The sequence below is a fragment of the Ideonella sp. genome (assembly GCF_041914305.1).
Lineage (GTDB): Bacteria > Pseudomonadota > Gammaproteobacteria > Burkholderiales > Burkholderiaceae_C > Ideonella.
This window is the reverse complement of sequence record NZ_JAYSDQ010000001.1, coordinates 266,150-281,491: the sequence shown is the minus strand read 5'-3', so window position 1 is coordinate 281,491 and position 15,342 is coordinate 266,150. Positions and strand designations below refer to the sequence as shown.

Annotated in this window: 17 protein-coding genes and 1 pseudogene; 14 read left to right on the top strand and 4 right to left on the bottom strand. The window is 69.0% G+C overall.

Annotated elements, in window-relative coordinates; genetic code table 11:
• Positions 1-135 precede the first annotated feature (135 nt).
• From ACE3SG_RS01135 to ACE3SG_RS01125, 3 genes are all read left to right on the top strand, one after another.
• Positions 136-1,620 carry an alkaline phosphatase PhoX gene (locus ACE3SG_RS01135; protein ID WP_374562069.1) on the top strand — a complete coding sequence of 495 codons (1,485 nt, stop codon included), beginning with the start codon at positions 136-138 and terminating at the stop codon, positions 1,618-1,620.
• A gap of 274 nt (positions 1,621-1,894) precedes the next feature.
• Entirely contained in the window at positions 1,895-2,734 is an 840-nt protein-coding gene (locus ACE3SG_RS01130) for a DUF1906 domain-containing protein (protein WP_374562441.1), read from the top strand.
• A 38-nt stretch (positions 2,735-2,772) separates the two neighbouring features.
• Positions 2,773-3,684 (top strand): DUF4232 domain-containing protein, encoded by a 912-nt coding sequence (locus ACE3SG_RS01125; protein ID WP_374562068.1) that lies wholly within the window; start codon positions 2,773-2,775, stop codon positions 3,682-3,684.
• Position 3,685: 1 nt separating this feature from the next.
• Here the strand turns inward: ACE3SG_RS01125 and ACE3SG_RS01120 are convergent, their stop codons facing one another.
• A complete protein-coding gene (locus ACE3SG_RS01120) occupies positions 3,686-4,678 on the bottom strand; it encodes a quinone oxidoreductase (protein WP_374562067.1) in 993 nt (330 codons plus the stop codon).
• A 77-nt stretch (positions 4,679-4,755) separates the two neighbouring features.
• Between ACE3SG_RS01120 and ACE3SG_RS01115 the strand changes: the two genes are divergently transcribed.
• From ACE3SG_RS01115 to ACE3SG_RS01095, 5 genes are all read left to right on the top strand, one after another.
• A complete protein-coding gene (locus ACE3SG_RS01115) occupies positions 4,756-5,679 on the top strand; it encodes a DMT family transporter (protein ID WP_374562066.1) in 924 nt (307 codons plus the stop codon).
• A 49-nt stretch (positions 5,680-5,728) separates the two neighbouring features.
• Positions 5,729-6,205 (top strand): thioredoxin family protein, encoded by a 477-nt coding sequence (locus ACE3SG_RS01110; protein ID WP_374562065.1) that lies wholly within the window; start codon positions 5,729-5,731, stop codon positions 6,203-6,205.
• Entirely contained in the window at positions 6,202-6,831 is a 630-nt protein-coding gene (locus ACE3SG_RS01105; RefSeq protein ID WP_374562064.1) for a DUF924 family protein, read from the top strand. Before ACE3SG_RS01110 ends, ACE3SG_RS01105 begins: the two co-directional genes overlap by 4 nt.
• A gap of 126 nt (positions 6,832-6,957) precedes the next feature.
• Positions 6,958-7,308 carry an NIPSNAP family protein gene (locus ACE3SG_RS01100; RefSeq protein ID WP_374562063.1) on the top strand — a complete coding sequence of 117 codons (351 nt, stop codon included), beginning with the start codon at positions 6,958-6,960 and terminating at the stop codon, positions 7,306-7,308.
• A 7-nt stretch (positions 7,309-7,315) separates the two neighbouring features.
• Positions 7,316-8,152, top strand: a complete 837-nt coding sequence (locus tag ACE3SG_RS01095; RefSeq protein ID WP_374562062.1) for an ImmA/IrrE family metallo-endopeptidase — start codon at positions 7,316-7,318, stop codon at positions 8,150-8,152.
• Between the two features lie 29 nt (positions 8,153-8,181).
• Here ACE3SG_RS01095 and ACE3SG_RS01090 read toward each other — a convergent pair whose 3' ends face one another.
• Positions 8,182-8,982 (bottom strand): prolyl oligopeptidase family serine peptidase, encoded by an 801-nt coding sequence (locus ACE3SG_RS01090; RefSeq protein WP_374562061.1) that lies wholly within the window; start codon positions 8,980-8,982, stop codon positions 8,182-8,184.
• Between the two features lie 135 nt (positions 8,983-9,117).
• Between ACE3SG_RS01090 and ACE3SG_RS01085 the strand changes: the two genes are divergently transcribed.
• From ACE3SG_RS01085 to ACE3SG_RS01075, 3 genes are all read left to right on the top strand, one after another.
• Positions 9,118-9,714 (top strand): hypothetical protein, encoded by a 597-nt coding sequence (locus ACE3SG_RS01085; protein WP_374562060.1) that lies wholly within the window; start codon positions 9,118-9,120, stop codon positions 9,712-9,714.
• Between the two features lie 64 nt (positions 9,715-9,778).
• Positions 9,779-10,840 (top strand): hypothetical protein, encoded by a 1,062-nt coding sequence (locus ACE3SG_RS01080; RefSeq protein ID WP_374562059.1) that lies wholly within the window; start codon positions 9,779-9,781, stop codon positions 10,838-10,840.
• A 157-nt stretch (positions 10,841-10,997) separates the two neighbouring features.
• Complete coding sequence (locus tag ACE3SG_RS01075) at positions 10,998-11,156, top strand: hypothetical protein (RefSeq protein WP_374562452.1); 159 nt, start codon at positions 10,998-11,000, stop codon at positions 11,154-11,156.
• On the opposite strand, the pseudogene ACE3SG_RS01070 reads toward ACE3SG_RS01075, so the two are convergent.
• Positions 11,128-11,238, bottom strand: a pseudogene (locus tag ACE3SG_RS01070) (3-oxoacyl-ACP reductase); the annotation flags it as partial. The gene ACE3SG_RS01075 and the pseudogene ACE3SG_RS01070 sit on opposite strands and share 29 nt — an antisense overlap.
• A 190-nt stretch (positions 11,239-11,428) precedes the next feature.
• Here ACE3SG_RS01070 and ACE3SG_RS01065 point away from each other — a divergent pair.
• The 3 genes from ACE3SG_RS01065 (at position 11,429) to ACE3SG_RS01055 (ending at position 15,052) form a co-directional block, all read left to right on the top strand.
• On the top strand, positions 11,429-12,019 hold the full coding sequence (locus tag ACE3SG_RS01065; protein ID WP_374562058.1) for a hypothetical protein: 591 nt from the start codon (positions 11,429-11,431) through the stop codon (positions 12,017-12,019).
• A gap of 172 nt (positions 12,020-12,191) precedes the next feature.
• Positions 12,192-12,821 (top strand): hypothetical protein, encoded by a 630-nt coding sequence (locus ACE3SG_RS01060; RefSeq protein WP_374562056.1) that lies wholly within the window; start codon positions 12,192-12,194, stop codon positions 12,819-12,821.
• A gap of 449 nt (positions 12,822-13,270) precedes the next feature.
• Positions 13,271-15,052, top strand: a complete 1,782-nt coding sequence (locus tag ACE3SG_RS01055) for a diguanylate cyclase (protein ID WP_374562054.1) — start codon at positions 13,271-13,273, stop codon at positions 15,050-15,052.
• A 37-nt stretch (positions 15,053-15,089) separates the two neighbouring features.
• Here the strand turns inward: ACE3SG_RS01055 and ACE3SG_RS01050 are convergent, their stop codons facing one another.
• On the bottom strand, positions 15,090-15,326 hold the full coding sequence (locus tag ACE3SG_RS01050; protein ID WP_374562053.1) for a hypothetical protein: 237 nt from the start codon (positions 15,324-15,326) through the stop codon (positions 15,090-15,092).
• Positions 15,327-15,342 lie beyond the last annotated feature (16 nt).

The window sequence follows — 15,342 nt, the reverse complement described above, 5'->3', positions numbered from 1 at the left end:
CCCCTGAACGCACCAGGGCCTGTCATCAACCCGTCACCCGGCCTTCAACGCGGCGTCACGGGCGCCGCCTAGTCTTGCTCCAGCTCTGTCGCCCTGCGCGGGCGGTGAGCCTCATCATCATTAGGAGCGAGATTCATGAAGTTGAAGACCCTGGCGCTGGCCGCCGCGATGACCCTGGTCTTGTCGGCGCACGCCGCCACCGGCCCCAGCAGCAGCCAGGCGCCTTACCTGGTGCCCAGCGCCAGCGGCGTCTCGGTGACCTCGATCATCACGGTCGGCGATGCGGCCGGCAACGGCTACAAGATGGTCGGCCTGCCTGATGGCCTGGGCGCCTACGACAACGGCGACGGCACCTTCACCGTCACGATGAACCATGAGCTGGGCAACACCTCGGGCGTCGTGCGCGCGCACGGCAGCCTGGGTGCCTTCGTGTCGAAGTGGGTGGTGCGCAAGAGCGACCTGAAAGTGCTGTCAGGCCAGGACATGGTGCAGTCGGCCGCCGACGTGCACACCTGGGACGCCGCGACCAACAGCTGGGTGGCCGGCACCGCGGCCTTCGCCCGCACCTGCTCGGCCGACATGGCCGACCCGGGCGCCTACTGGAACCCCAAGACCAAGAAGGGCGCGAAGACCGCGCGCATTCACCTGAACGGCGAAGAGAACGGCGTCGAAGGCCGCGCGCTGGCCTGGGTGATGGGCGAGGCCGGTGGCCCGAACACGGTGTGGGAGCTGCCCGCGCTGGGCCGCTTCTCGTTCGAAAACGCCGTCGCCAACCGCGTCAAGCAGGACAAGACCATCGTCGTCGGCACCGACGATTCGAGCGTCGAAGGCCAGGTCTATGTCTACGTCGGCCAGAAGCAGAGCACCGGCAACGAGATCCAGAAGGCCGGCCTGCACGGCGGCAAGCTGTATGCGATCAAGGTCACCGGCAACCAGAACGAAGACCTGAGCGACCAGCCCTTCGGCGCCGCCGCCGACGGCAGCTTCACGCTGGTCGACGTGACGCCCACCGCCTACGGCACCGGCAGCGGCCTGGCGCTGAACACGCAGACCGTGGCCGCCGGCGGCAGCAACTTCCTGCGGCCCGAAGACGCCGGCTGGGACACCAAGCGCCCGACCGTGCTGCACGTGGCCACAACCTCCAGCACGACCGGCCGCTCGCGCATCTGGGAATTCAACTTCACCGACATCGCCAACCCCGAGTTGGGCGGCACCGTTCGCGTGGCGGGTGACGGCGGCGCCAACGGCTCGGTGTTCCAGATGGCCGACAACCTGACGACCGACAAGAAGAGCGGCCACGTGATCTTCTCGGAAGACGTGGGCAGCAGCGCCCGCCTGGGCAAGGTCTGGGGCCTGAACCCCGCCACGGGCGCGTTGATCGAGCTGGCCGCGCACGACGCCGACCGCTTCATCACCGGTGCCGCCAACTTCCTGACGCAAGACGAAGAATCGTCCGGCGTGATCGACGTCAGCGACCTGTTCAAGGGCGTCGCCGGCTACGACGTGAAGACCACCCGCTACTACCTGCTCGACACGCAAGCGCACTACCCGATCGCCGGCGAAGCGGTCGAAGGCGGCCAATTGCAGTTGCTGGCGGTGCCGGTGAAGCTGGTCAAGTAGGACCACTCGAACCGTCCGGTTTGGGCCGGCCACCCATCGGGGTGGCCGGCCCTTTTTCATTCGCCGACCGCAAGTGCTTGCATTGCGCAACCGTTCAAACCCGCGGACGCAAATTCGTAATTGCCTACATCGCGACTACAGCCCATTCTGCGCGCCGACGCCGTGGGATCCTGCGACGCGTCGCCTCAAGCAACGACGGGCCGTACACGACCCTGGGGGCCCCGACCTCGTCGCCCGCTGCGTTCTCAAACCACAAGGAGATCACCCAGTGAAGATGCAAGGAAATGGTTCCACCCGAACCTGGTTGTCGTTGGCGGCGCTGGCCGGTGTCGGCCTGTCGCTGTGCACCAGCACCCACGCGGTGCCGGCAGGCAATGGCGTGATGCAGGGGCAAGGCTTCGACGCCTGCACGGCCCCGTCCACCAGCTCGATGCAGAAGTGGTGGAGCGGCACGCCGTGGTCATGGATCGGCGTCTACATCGGCGGCAACTCGCGCGCCTGCAGCCAGCCCAACCTGACCTCGTCGTGGTTCAACACCACCTACGCCCAAGGCTGGCGATACGAGCTGTTGTGGGTCGGCCCGCAAGCGCCATGCACCAGCTTTGCGCACCGCTTCAGCTCGGACACCGCCACCGCCTACCAGCAGGGAAAGACCGAGGCGATCGCCGCCTACAACGCGCTCAAGGCGCTGGGCTTCGGCACCGCGCAGGACACGCCGGTCACCTACGACATGGAGGCCTTCCCGAACAGCAGCTCGTGCCGCGCCGCGGTCAAGTCGTTCATGCAGGGTTGGGTCGACCAACTGGCAGTGGCGCCGGCGCAGGTCTCGGGCGTCTACGGCTCGGCCTGCGGCACCTACCTGAGCGACTACGCGTCGCTGGCGCGGCCGCCGCGCTTCATCAACGCCGCCGATTGGGACCTGGACCATTCGACCTGGCACCTGTCGTGCATCAGCTCGGGCTACTGGGTCAACAACCAGCGCTTCAAGCAGTTCCGCGGCGGCCACAACGAGACCTGGGGCGGCGTGACGATCAACATCGACAGCAACTGCGCGAACGGGCCCACCGCCTCTGGCGGCCACCTGTTCCCGAACAGCTCTTGCATCGTCAAGTGAAGCTGCAGCACAACACCACCCATCAAGGAGTCGTCGAGATGATCTCTGCGCTGAATTCAAACGCCCAACGCCTGGCCGCCGCCTGCGCGCTGCTGGCCCCGTTGGCCGCCGCCGCAGCCCCCGTCGCCTGGCTCGACCAGCCGGCCACGATGCCAACGCCCGACACCGCTGCCGCCGCGGCACCCGCCGCGCCCTGCGCGCAGGCCGACCTGGCGCTCACGCTCGGCGGGCAAGGCGCGTGGCACGGCCAGGCCACGCAAGAAGTGCTGCTGCGCAACCGGTCCGGCGTGCGCTGCGCACTGTCGGCGCTGCCGGCGGTCGAGCTGCAATCGACATGGGGCTGGCAAGCCGCGCTGGCGCAACCGGCCGACGACGGCGCGGCAGCGGTCGAGCTGGCGCCGAACGAGGTGCTCGCGGTGCTGCTGGGCACGCCCGGCGCCTGCGAGGCCACGCTGGGGCCCGACCGCACGGTCGTGCAGCGCCTGAGGGTCTTGCCGCCGGGCGGCGGCATGCTCGCCGTCGAAGGGGCCCATGTCGACACCACCTGCGGCCCGGCCGCGGTGCTGCGCGCCGACCACCACGCGGCGCGCAACGCGCGGCCCGCGGCGGGCTCGACCCAGGCGCTGACAGCGCAGGTCAGCACCCCGGCCGCGGTGGCCGGCGGTGCCCCGTTCAGCTATGTGGTGACGCTGCGCAACCCGACCGACCAGGCGGTGGCGCTGTCGCCCTGCCCTGGCTACGAGCAGGTGCTGAACACGCACTCGGGCCAGCAGGCCGCGCAGATGCGGCTGAACTGCGCTGGCGCCGGCGGCAGCGTGCCTGCGCACGGCGAAGTGCAGTTCGAGATGCGGGCCCGTGCGCCCGACAGCTCGGCCCAGGAGGCCGGTGTGAAGCTCAGCTGGCGTCTGGCCGACGGGCCCTCGGCGGGCACGGTGATCCCGCTGCGCTGATTCAGCCCGGCAGCAGCACGCTGCAGCCGGTGGTGGCGCGGGCCTCGAGGTCGCGATGGGCCTGCGCCACCTCGGCCAGCGGGTAGCGCTGGTCGATGCGGATCTTGACCGCGCCCGAGGCCACCACCGCGAACAGGTCGTCGGCCATCGCCTGCGTGCGCTCGCGGGTGGCAATGTGCGTGAACAGCGTCGGGCGGGTCACGTACAACGAGTTCTTGGCCAGCACACTGGTGTCGAACGGCGCCGGCTTGCCCGACGAGCTGCCGAAGTTGGCCAGCAAGCCGAACGGCGCCAGGCAATCGAGCGACTTCATGAAGGTGTCTGCACCGACCGAGTCGTAGACCACCTTGACGCCGGCGCCGCCGGTGATCTCTTTGACCTGGGCCACGAAATCGTCGCGCCGGTAGTTGATGGCGTGCGCGGCGCCATGCTCGATTGCCAGCGCGCACTTGTCGTCGCTGCCGGCGGTGCCGATCAGCCGCAGGCCCAGCGCGCGCGCCCATTGGCAGGCGATCAGCCCGACGCCACCGGCCGCGGCATGAAAGAGCACGAAGTCGCCCGCCTTCAGCCCGCCTTGCGGCAGTGTCTGGCGCAGCAGGTATTGCGCCGTCAGGCCCTTGAGCATCATCGCCGCGCCGGTCTCGAAGCCGATCGCCTCGGGCAGCTTCACGACACACTTGGCTGGCATCACGCGGCGCTCGCAGTAGCTGCCGGGCGGGTTGCTGGCGTAGGCTGCGCGGTCGCCCACTGCCAGGTGGGTGACGCCCTCGCCCACGGCCTCGACGATGCCCGCGCCCTCCATGCCCAGCTGCAGTGGCAACGGGTTCTGGTACAGCCCCGTGCGCTGGTAGACATCGATGTAGTTCAGCCCGACCGCCTCGTGGCGGATGCGGATCTCGCCCGGCCCGGGCTCACCGACCTGGGTGTCGACCAGCTTCATCTGCTCGGGGCCACCGAAGGCGTTGATCTGAATGGCGCGGCTGGGCAAGGTCATCGCAAGAGTCCTTCGTCTGAAATGAAACGGCTCGGGTATCGTGCCAGCCTTCTAGCGTTGGCGCACGCCGCGGCCCGATGAAACCCCACGCCCTCACCCCCCGACTGGCCCTGCTGTTGACGCTGCCGCCTCTGCTGTGGGCCGGCAACGCGGTGGTCGGCCGGATGGCGGTCGGCGCGGTGCCCCCGGTGGCGCTGAACTTCACGCGCTGGCTGCTGGCCTTCGTGCTGCTGTGGCCGCTGGGCCGGCAGGCGTTGGCGCAGCGCGCGGTGATCGCGCAGCGCTGGCGCCATTTCGCGCTGCTGGGCCTGCTGGGCATGGGCAGCTACAACGCGCTGCAGTACCTGGCGCTGCACAGCTCCACGCCGTTGAACGTGACGCTGATCGCCGCCAGCATGCCGGCCTGGATGCTGGGCTTCGGCGCGCTGCTGCACAACGTGCATCCGTCGCGGCGGGAGCTGATGGGCGCCGTGCTGTCGCTCGCCGGCGTGGCCCTGGTCATCGCGCGCGGCGACCCGGCCCGCCTGGCCGACCTGCAGTTCGTGGCCGGTGACCTGCTGATGCTGCTGGCGATCGTCAGCTGGGCGCTGTACAGCTGGCTGCTGGCGCGCCCACCCGCGCACATGCAAGGCGACGCACGGCCCGACTGGGACTGGGCCGGTTTCCTGCTGGTGCAGATCAGCTTCGGCCTGGTGTGGAGCGGTGGCGCCGCCGGGCTGGAGGCGCTGCTGGCCGACGATGCCCGCTGGCACTGGTCGCCCTGGGTGCCGGCGCTGCTGCTGTACGTGGCGATCGGCCCGTCGCTGGTGGCCTACCGCTGCTGGGGGCTGGGCGTGTCGACCGTCGGGCCGGCGATGGCCTCGTTCTTCGGCAACCTGACCCCGGTCTTCGCCGCCATCCTGTCGACCGCGCTGCTGGGCGAGGCGCCGCGCTGGTACCACGGCGTTGCGTTCGCGCTGATCGTCGGCGGCATCTGGCTGTCGGCGCGCCGGCAGGGCTGATCTGCCCTACCCTTGAGCCCTTGCCATCTTTCACCCCAGAGAGACAACGATGCTGATGAAACGCCGCTTGCTGCTGTTGGCCGCCACACTGGCCACCACCCTGGCCACCGCCGCCACCGGGCCGTACGACGAGAGCGCCGATGCGCAAAAAGACGTGCAACGCGCCTTCGAGACCGCCGCCAAGTCGCAGCGGCCGGTGCTGGTGATCTTCGGCGCCAACTGGTGCGGCGACTGCCGCGCGCTGGACACCGCGCTGAAGGCGCCGGCCAATGCCGAGCTGATGGCCAAGGAGTTCGTCGTCGTCAAGGTCGACGTCGGCAACTTCGATCGCCACCTGGACATCGCCGAGCGCTACGGCAACGCGATCAAGAAGGGCATCCCGGCGGCGGCCGTGGTGTCGCCGAAGCAGGAGCTGCTGTACACCACCCGCGGCGGTGAGCTGGCCAATGCCCGCAAGATGAGCGACACCGGCGTCTACGACTTCTTCCGCGACGTGGTCGCCACGGCGGCCAAGGCCGGCAAATGAGCACCGCGCCGCCGACCGGCCGCAGCGCCGAAACAGTGGCCAGCGTGCTGGCCTTCTGGTTCGGCGAGCAGCCCGAGCGCGCGGCCACCAGCCCGGCCTGCGCGCGGCTGTGGTGGTCCAAGCAGGCGGCGGTCGACGCCGAGATGCGTGCACGCTTCGGCCCGCTGATCGCGCAGGCCGGCGGCGGCGGGCTCGACGGCTGGGACGCAAGCGCCGAAGGCCGGCTGGCGCTGATCCTGCTGTGCGACCAGTTCACCCGTAACACCGCGCGCGGCACCCCGGCCGCCTTTGCGCTGGATCCATTGGCCCGCGCCTGGTGCCTCGAAGGCCTGCAGAAAAACGCCTTCGCCGGCCTGCTGCCGATCCAGCGCCTGTTCGCCTACATGCCGCTGGAGCACTCGGAGTCGCTCGAACACCAGGACCGCTGCGTGACGCTGATGCAAGGCCTGCGCGACGAGGCCGGCCCGGCCGAGCGCGCGACCTTCGAAGGCTTCGTCGACTACGCCGACAAGCACCGCGAGATCATTCGCCGCTTCGGCCGGTTCCCGCACCGCAACGCCATCCTCGGCCGCCCGAGCACGCCAGAGGAACTGGCCTTTCTGCAGACCCCGGGCTCGTCGTTCTGAAGCGAACACACCCCCAAAAAACGCTGGCGCCATCGAAATACCTGCCATGGCCTGTCAGACATTGCCGTGCACCATGGCCCCACGCGCCCGCACTGTGCGGGCGAGCCAACCCCTGAGGCTTTGCCGATGCACGACGCCACGAAACGCCTGATCGAGATCCGCGCCTACAAACTCAAGCCCGGCGAAGCGGCCGCCTTCCACGACGCGGTGCTGAACACCGTGATGCCGATGCTGCGCGGCGTGATGGACGTGGTCGCCCACGGCCCCTCGGCCCACGAGATCGACACCTACTACCTCGTCCGCGCCTACGCCGACCTGGCCGACCTCGAAGCGCAGCAGGCGGCCTTCTATGGCGCCGACGCCTGGCGCCTGGGCCCCCGCGAATCGATCGTGTCGCGCATCGACAGCTACCTGAACACCGTGCTGTGGCTGTCGCCCGACGCCGTCGAGGACATGCGGCGATTGAACGCGCCTTGACCCGCTGATGCGCCCCGGCTGGAACCCGACCCGCAGAAACCGCCACGCCGGCACCAAGGCGCACGGGCATGGGCAGGACAACCGGCTGACGATCCCGCAGTCGTGGCGTGACGTGCGCTGCTACTTCGAGCGCCTCGATGCGTGCGTCGCCTTCTCGCGCATGGTGTCGGGGCACACGATCCGATTCCTCGTCGAGCCGACACGTGAAGGCTGGTTCTATCCGTGCACGGTCGACGATGTGTGCACGCTGCTGGGCGGCGTGGCGGTCGAGGCGCTGAACGCCATCGAGCTCATCGTCCTTCGCCAGCCGACCCGCAAGCAGGCCGTGCTCAGTCCGGTCTGGGGACGGGCCATCTGGTGGTTCGATGCCCCTGGGTTCAGTGGCCCGGCGATCGTGCTGGAGGCCCAGTCCGGCAAGCCCTATCGCTGGTGGTCGCGAAGCCCATCGCCTGAAGGCATGCGCGAAATCAAGCGGCTGCGCGACGACGGCCACGAAGTCGAGAAGTCATCGCGAGGCGTCACGGTTCGTCCGACGCCCGAATCGCTGCGCCACACGGTGCTGTACCGCACCTTGCTGCACGAGCTTGGCCACCACCTCGATCACCGGCGATTCAGCGACAGCGAGTGGGAAGCCCGGACTACGTCGACCAGGGAAGACTTCGCGCATCGCTATGCTACGGAAGCGTTCCGCAGGCTGCGGGCTGCCGGTGTGGTGCCCTTCCCGGCTGCGCTCGATCCAGACAGCATGGCTCGCGACCGGCTGGACGTGGCATGGTTTCGTCCTGCGAGCGATGAGGGTGGGCCATCGGCGAACGACTTCGACGAACAGCCGTCGGCGGGCTGAAAAAGTCGCAGCCGCCTTCGTGAGCCGATCTAACGCCGCCGCTGCTTCAACAACCATTCGAACAACTCTCCCCGCTCATACGCCGGCGTCCACGCCTCATGCGAAACACCCGGCAACTCGGTGTACTGCACCTCGGCGCGGGCCGCCTTGAGCGCCGCGAACATGCGGCGAGACTCTTGCACCGGCACCACCGGGTCGGCGTCACCGTGGAAGATCCAGACGGGCAGTGACGCGACCTGCCGCGCCACGTCGGCATGCACGTCGTCGGCCGTCGACAGCGCCGGATAGTGCACCGCACTCGACCGGCCGGTGAAATCCGAGACGAAGCCGCAGACCACCACGACCGCGGCGAAGCGCTCTGGATGACGTGAAGCCAGGAACCACGCGCCGTTGCCGCCAGCCGAGTAGCCCGTCAGGTAGACGCGCGACGCGTCGCCAGAGAACTCGGCGATCGCCGCATCAACCGCCTTCAGCGCCATCCGCCCCGCATCGAGCTGCCACCCGGGCCTTCGATCAGCCCGAGCCTGCGGAAAGACGACCACCGCCGGCACGCGCTCGGGGTGCTGCCGGATCGCCGCGGCCAGTCCGTGCACCGTCTGCCGGATGCCGTCACTGCCGTATTCGCCGCCACCATGCAACGCGAGGATCACCGGCCACTTCGTCGCCGCACTGAAGCCCCGCGGCAGGTAGACCTGGTAGCGGTACTCGGTGCCTTCTTGCGTCAGCGAGCGGTCGAGGAAACCGGTCTCGGTGCGCTGTGCACCCACCGGCGCCGCTGCCAGCGCCAGCCACGTCGCCAGGGCCCCGGCGATCCATTGCCTGCGGTTCATGGCCGCCGATGCTACGACCCCGGCCGGCACCCCGCGAAACGTGGGGGAAGCGGTGTCTTCACGGTCGCGGGGCATCGGGGGAGGTGGTAGCGTGGCGGCCTTCCGTATCGGGCGCCCCCGGAACGAAGCCATCTCATGTCCCCGTTCTCCTACCACTACGAAACGATCACCCCCGGCCGCCTCGCGCGCTACGTCATGCAGGAGGGGTCGCAGCCGCTGAGCTACCGACGGGCTCTCGACCTGCTCGCGGGCGACAGCGCCTTCAGGGACTACCTCAGCCGCTTGCTGGCCGACGGCCCCTTCTCGTCCTACCGCTGGGAAACGCCGCCGATCACGCATGCCACCATCGACCGGCCGTTCGAGTTCGTGCTGGTGAACGACCCCTTCATCGACATGCCGCCCGAGCCCGAGGTGTTCGGCGAGCACTTCTACGGCGCGAACCGCCAGCAGTCCGTGGTCGCCGTGCCCAACCTGGGCCGCACCGCCACGTTGGTCGTGCCGCGCCAGCTCGACGACCAATGCGCCTATCCGCACCTGGCCGCCTTCGTGCGCACCGCACCCGACGCGCAGATGCACGCGCTGTGGCAATGCGCGGCCAACGAGGCGCAGGCCCGCCTGTCCGATGACCGGATGTGGATCAGCACCGCCGGCGGCGGCGTCGCGTGGCTGCACGTGCGGCTCGAGGGCACGCCAAAGTACTACGCCTACGGGCCGTACGCGAACGCAGCTTGAGCAAGGCGGCGCGCTCGCCAGAAGAAGAATCGAGACCGGGCCGTCGCCCGAAGGGAGGAAGACCATGAAGAGGAACGAACTCGCTTGCGCCATCGCCATGGCGGTCGGCATGTCGTCGGCGCTGGCCGGGCCCACCGCCGCGACGACGTATCAATGCATCGCGCTCAAATCGGTCGCGGGCCTCAACACCATGGCTCAGGGGATCAGTCCCGACGGCCACGTCGCGGGATCGCTGTTCGGGACCGATGGCCGCGGCGACGGCGCGCTGTGGTTCCGCGATCAGCTCACGATCACCGGCGAAATGCGCGACGGCTACGCGGTCAACGATCGCGGTGACATGGTGGGCGCACGCACCGGTGGCGGCGATCCCGCGCTGTTGAGCGCTGGCATCGTGTCCCCGCTGCCGAAACTGTCGTCGGGATCCGCCCTCGTCTCTGGCATCGACGACAGGCAACGGATGGTGGGCGGCAGCAGCAATGACCAGAGCAACTGGCGCGCTGTGTGGTGGGTCGACGGCGTGCTGGCCGAACTCGGGTCGCTCGGCCCCCGGTCACACAGCCACGCCGGCGCCATCAACCGCTACGGCGACATCGTCGGCATGAGCCTGGACGAGGACAAGTTCTGGATCAAGGAAGCAGTGCTGTGGAAGCGCCGTTCACACCAGATCATCAAGCTGCCCAAGCCGACGGCCGATGGAGGCGCCGAAGCCACGGCGCTCAATGACGACGGGCTGATCGTGGGCTACGGCAACTACCCGGGCGGGCAGGCTGACCGGTACCACGCGCTGGCATGGAAGAACCACGGCAGCGTGATCGACCTCGGCGCGTTGCCGTCGGGAACGACCTCCGGTGCGCATGCCGTGCGAAACGATGGCGTGATCGTCGGGCACAGCAGCATCGACGCTGCCGCCACCGAGTTCAGGGCCACGGTCTGGTATGCGCCCGGACGAAAGCCCATCGACCTCAACACCCGCCTGGTCGGTCAGGGCTGCTTCAACGAGCAGACTGGCGATCACTTTGTGCTGACCAATGCGCAAGGCATCGCCGAGGACGGCACCATCGTCGCCAACGGCCAGAACGAAGGCGCCACGCCCAGCCGACTGGCATTCCGCCTGGTGCCTCAGTAGCGAAGCCGGCCCGCGGCCGGTGTGGATGCGCGTGGGCGATCGACAATCGGGGCGTCACCCCCTGAGGAGACCGCCATGCGCGCCTACGTCATCACGACCGCCTCGGTCTTCGCGCTGCTACCTGTGAGACCCCACTGAGCGTCGGTGGCGGCGGTCCTTGCCGAGCAACTGCCCTACTACATCAACGCCGGCGCCAACATCGAGCACCTACCAGGTCAACGCCGGCCAGGACGGCCAGATCGTGATCAAGTTGAAGGGCCTGGTGGCCGGCGCGCCCGCGCTGGTGGCCGGCTTCGTGCAATGCCTACAACGTTGACGCCTTCGGCCGCCAGCGCCTTCGCGCAGCCCTTGCCCAGGCCTTTGCTCGCCGCACTGACCAGCGCCCACTCGCCCTTCAACTCGGCTTAGCAGATGCCCCGTCCGCCGTCACCCTGATGCAAACCGCACCCCTAGATCGAGGGGGATGGCTGGCGAAATGGGGGCGGTGGAATACTGGCGCCGCCGGATAGATGGCAAACGAGAAACTCCCCGTAGAAAGCTCGAACGAGCCTTCTATGAATTTGTCGAAGAACCCCCTTAGGAGCCAAGATGAAACTCGCAAAATCGCTGCCCATTCTCCTGTCGGCCATGGTTTGCACCACGGCTTTTGCGGCCGCCGACAATTTCAACCGCACGGCCTTGGGATCGAATTGGGTGTCGCTGATCGGCACCTCGGCCAAGATTGCCGACAACAAATACACGTCGGACGGCGCGGCCTATACCAAGTTCACGCCGGCCGCGGGCGACAACCAGGCCACCGTGACCATCGCGCTGACGCGCCAGGACCTGGGCCACTACGGTGGCGTGTTCGTCGGCAAGGCCTCGCTGAAGCTGCGCCCCTCGATGAGCGGCAAGTACTTCGACGCGATCTGCTTCGAGCCCACCGTGCTGAGCGGCCTGAACACCCCGGGCAAGTGCTACACCGTGTCGAACCATGACATCACGAACTTCGCCAAGGCACGCGTGACGCTGCGCACCGCCGGCTCGACCGCCTTTGCCGACATCGACACCAATGCCGACGGCGTGCCGGAATGGTCGTTCTCGTATGAGTTTGGTGCCGCCCTGGGCACGGGCGCCGGCCTGCTGGGCAATACCAACGCCGTCACGCAGGACAACCTGAAGACCAGCCTGTCGAACTGACCGGCTTCGGGCGCCACGCCCGCTGGCCAGCCCGTTGGGGCCATTTCGGCCCACCCTCGTCTCCCCTGATGGCCGTTTGATTGGCGGCGCGCCGACCTGTGCTCGATCGAAACAGGTTGGCGCTCGCCTTTCAGTATCGGCCCAACCCTCGGCCCACGATTTTTCTGAATATATGGCTCATACCTCGAAATACCACCGCCTGGCATCGGCATGCGTCGCTGTTCTGGCCCTCACGGCCGGGCAGGCTTTCGCGCAAGGCGTGGATTGCTCGCTCGACACCGACCCCGACGTCAAGATCGACCTGAAGATCTTCGACACGCTGGACGACTTTCGCGACGGCGTGCTGACCGGGCCGCTGGTGCGCACCTGCCCCGACTCGTCGCCGACGCCGACTGCCGCCTACACCTTGAGCGCCAGCGCCGGCAGCCTGAAGGCGGTGCGCACCTACAAGGGCACCCACATGCACGCCATCACGACGACGGCGAGCGACGGCGTGCTGCGCATGGACGGCTTCCCGCCGAACATCAACAGCTTCGGCGTCACGGCCTACGGCTCGGACGTGGACGGCAAGTACGTGCCTCGCACCCACCTGGTCATCACGCTGTACGCACCCGACGGCTCGGTCATCGACTCGCGCACCTTCCCCGGCACCACCCGCCACTACTCGCTGGGCGGCACCTGGAACCTGCCGCTGGGCGCGGTCGAAATCAAGATGCTCGAAAAGCAGCCGACCGTCGACAAGACGGTCTTCCCGACCATCGAGGCCTTCACGGTCGCGCACGACTACGGCGTGATGCCTTGACCCACGCGCCGGCGCCGGCGCCGCAAGCGGCTGCCGCCGGGCGCCAGGGTTTTCAAGAAAAGACGGACGTCGTTGAGATCGGGCCCGTGGGCCCGCGCGAAGCCGGTGGGCGCCTGCCAAGAAGCGGCGCCCACCGCCTCGCGATGTAACGAATGCAAGCGGGCTTTGGCGCCGCGAGGCGGCCAAGCGCGGTGCGCCGCGCGCAGCCGGCCGGCGGGCTTGACCGGGGTTGGAGGGTGGGCGCCCGCGTGTGGCCTCTCACGAGGCGGCGCTGCGGGCGCCTTGTCGGCGTGACGCACGCTGCCGCATTCGAGCGCCCCGCACCCGCCACGGCGCGGGCGGCGGCCGGTTACGCGTCTTTGCATAGCGCCGGAGCGTGGGCCATGGCTTGGACAGGAGGTACCTTATTCTTTGGCCTCCAGCCATTGCCGCCGCCGGGCCGCTGCCCCATGCCCACCCTGCCCGAGTCCACGTGCGAGTCGCCGCTCGAGGTCGACACGGCCGAGGCCGAGTCGAACGACGCGCTGCCGTCGAGCGACGATCGCTTTGCGCGCATGGTGGCGGCGATGCAGCCACCGGCGCCGCCCACCCAGCGCAAGAAAGAGCTGCCGCTGCAGGCTGCGGCCAACGAATCCCCCGCCGACGCGCTGGAGCGGGCCCAGGCCCTGGTGCGGGGCGGCGAGGTCGACGCGGGGCTGACGCTGTGCCACCAGATCTGGCCGGCCATCTCGCGCACCAACGACCTGACGCGGATGGGGGTCTGCCAGTACGTGATGGTGCTGGGCTACCACTACAACGGCATGTACACCGCCGCACTGACGGCCGGCAACCGCGGCATGGACCTGCTGACCCGCGCCGGCGACAGCGGGCGGTTGCTGCACCTGATGTCGATGCACGCCGTGACCTTGACCAACCTGGGGCAGCTGCCCGAGGCGTTCGAGCTGTTCTACCGCGGCACCCAGCTGCTGCCCTCGGTCAGTCACGACCCGCTGATGCAGTGCCGCTTCTGGAACAACGCCGCGACCCTGTACTCGTTCATCGACCGCGACGACCAGGCGCTGGAATGCACCGAGCGCGGCGCCGCGCTGACGCCCTACATGGACGACCCGGTGATGAAGGCCGTGGTCATCGGCAACCTGCTGACCGCGCGCGTGGCCGTGCTGCACGAGCGGCAGGTCTCGTGGCCAGAGCTGCAGCCGGCGTATGACGAACTGCGGCGCCACCTGGACAGCGTGGTCGAGCAGGGCTGGGTGCACCTGGTGGTGCCCATCGTCGTGGTCGGCTCGGCGGCGTTGATGCGCCGCGGCCAATGGGACGAAGCGCGCTCGCTGCTGCGGGTGGGCCACAAGGCCACCACCGCGCCTGGCATGGGCACGCGGCGCGCCCGCGTCGAGCTGTGCCTGGCCCAGCTCGAGCGGCAGACCGGCCAGCACCGCCTGGCCGGCGCCCATGTCAACGAGGCCCTGGCCCTGCTGCGCCAGCAGGAAGACCCGGTGCTGCTGGCCGAGGTGCACCTGGAGAACTGCCTGCTGCAAGAGGCCCTGGGCCACTGGCGGCTGGCGCTGGCGTCGCACCGCGAGCATTCACGCCTGCGCGAGGCCAGCCTCAAGGCCCAGGCCCAGGCGCGGTCGGAAGCCTTGGCCCAGCGCGCCACGCAAGAGGGCCATCGCATCCATGTCGAGTTGGCGCGCCTGCGTGGGCCCGCACCTGCGGGCGGCACCCCCGCCGAAAGTGCGCTCGACGAGGCGTTCGACGCCACCCCCACCGGCCTGCCCGGGCGGCGCCCGTTCGAGCAGCGCATGGCGCAATGGCAGGCCGCGCTCGAGCCCGGCACCCCGCTGGTGCTGATGATCGGCAGCGTCGACCAGTTCAAGGCGCTCAGCGCCAAGTTCAGCCCCGCCAAAGGGCGTGAGGTGCTGCGCGCCATCGGGCAACTGCTGCGCAAGCACCTGCGCCCGAACGACGCGGTGGGCAACTGGGCGGGCGAGGAGTTCGTCGTCGGCTTCGGCGGCGGTGCGCCGCTGGAAGAATCGATCCAGGCCGCCAACCGCCTGCGCGACATCATCGAGCAGCACGACTGGCCGGCCCTGGCGCCCGAGCTCGCGGTGACCGCGAGCTTCGGCCTGACCGCCTTCGGCGAGGGCGAAGACCTCAGCGACGCGCTGCTGCGTGCCGGCTGGGCACTGCACGACGCCAGGCGGCATGGCCGCAGCCAGGTGCGCGCGATCTGATCGCGGTGCCGGTCAAGCGGCCTGCGAACCTTGCCCGTCAGGCCCGCCCGGACCGCCGGCTGCGCGGCTGCAGCTTGTCGAGCTCGGCCAGTTGTTGCTTCAGCAGGATCAGCAGCGAGCGGGCGTGCTCGACCGGCAGGCGCACACAGCTGGAGCCGGCCTGATCGTCGCGCAGCGGGCGCGGCAGCACGGCTGCATCGACATACAGCTCGACCAGCCCCTTGTCGTGCCGGATCGATTTCAGCCGCTGGACTTCAATGTCGTAGGTCTTCATGCGTTGGTCTCCTGCG

What these genes read in the sequence shown, in the direction of transcription:
- ACE3SG_RS01120 (WP_374562067.1), bottom strand. Translation starts at nt 4,678, where the DNA reads ATGACCTTGCCCAGCCGCGCCATTCAGATCAACGCCTTCGGTGGCCCC.
- ACE3SG_RS01090 (WP_374562061.1), bottom strand. Translation starts at nt 8,982, where the DNA reads ATGAACCGCAGGCAATGGATCGCCGGGGCCCTGGCGACGTGGCTGGCG.
- ACE3SG_RS01100 (WP_374562063.1), top strand. Translation starts at nt 6,958, where the DNA reads ATGCACGACGCCACGAAACGCCTGATCGAGATCCGCGCCTACAAACTC.
- ACE3SG_RS01125 (WP_374562068.1), top strand. Translation starts at nt 2,773, where the DNA reads ATGATCTCTGCGCTGAATTCAAACGCCCAACGCCTGGCCGCCGCCTGC.
- ACE3SG_RS01065 (WP_374562058.1), top strand. Translation starts at nt 11,429, where the DNA reads ATGAAACTCGCAAAATCGCTGCCCATTCTCCTGTCGGCCATGGTTTGC.
- ACE3SG_RS01060 (WP_374562056.1), top strand. Translation starts at nt 12,192, where the DNA reads ATGGCTCATACCTCGAAATACCACCGCCTGGCATCGGCATGCGTCGCT.
- ACE3SG_RS01115 (WP_374562066.1), top strand. Translation starts at nt 4,756, where the DNA reads ATGAAACCCCACGCCCTCACCCCCCGACTGGCCCTGCTGTTGACGCTG.
- ACE3SG_RS01105 (WP_374562064.1), top strand. Translation starts at nt 6,202, where the DNA reads ATGAGCACCGCGCCGCCGACCGGCCGCAGCGCCGAAACAGTGGCCAGC.
- ACE3SG_RS01085 (WP_374562060.1), top strand. Translation starts at nt 9,118, where the DNA reads ATGTCCCCGTTCTCCTACCACTACGAAACGATCACCCCCGGCCGCCTC.
- ACE3SG_RS01135 (WP_374562069.1), top strand. Translation starts at nt 136, where the DNA reads ATGAAGTTGAAGACCCTGGCGCTGGCCGCCGCGATGACCCTGGTCTTG.
- ACE3SG_RS01080 (WP_374562059.1), top strand. Translation starts at nt 9,779, where the DNA reads ATGAAGAGGAACGAACTCGCTTGCGCCATCGCCATGGCGGTCGGCATG.
- ACE3SG_RS01095 (WP_374562062.1), top strand. Translation starts at nt 7,316, where the DNA reads ATGCGCCCCGGCTGGAACCCGACCCGCAGAAACCGCCACGCCGGCACC.
- ACE3SG_RS01110 (WP_374562065.1), top strand. Translation starts at nt 5,729, where the DNA reads ATGCTGATGAAACGCCGCTTGCTGCTGTTGGCCGCCACACTGGCCACC.
- ACE3SG_RS01050 (WP_374562053.1), bottom strand. Translation starts at nt 15,326, where the DNA reads ATGAAGACCTACGACATTGAAGTCCAGCGGCTGAAATCGATCCGGCAC.
- ACE3SG_RS01055 (WP_374562054.1), top strand. Translation starts at nt 13,271, where the DNA reads ATGCCCACCCTGCCCGAGTCCACGTGCGAGTCGCCGCTCGAGGTCGAC.
- ACE3SG_RS01130 (WP_374562441.1), top strand. Translation starts at nt 1,895, where the DNA reads ATGCAAGGAAATGGTTCCACCCGAACCTGGTTGTCGTTGGCGGCGCTG.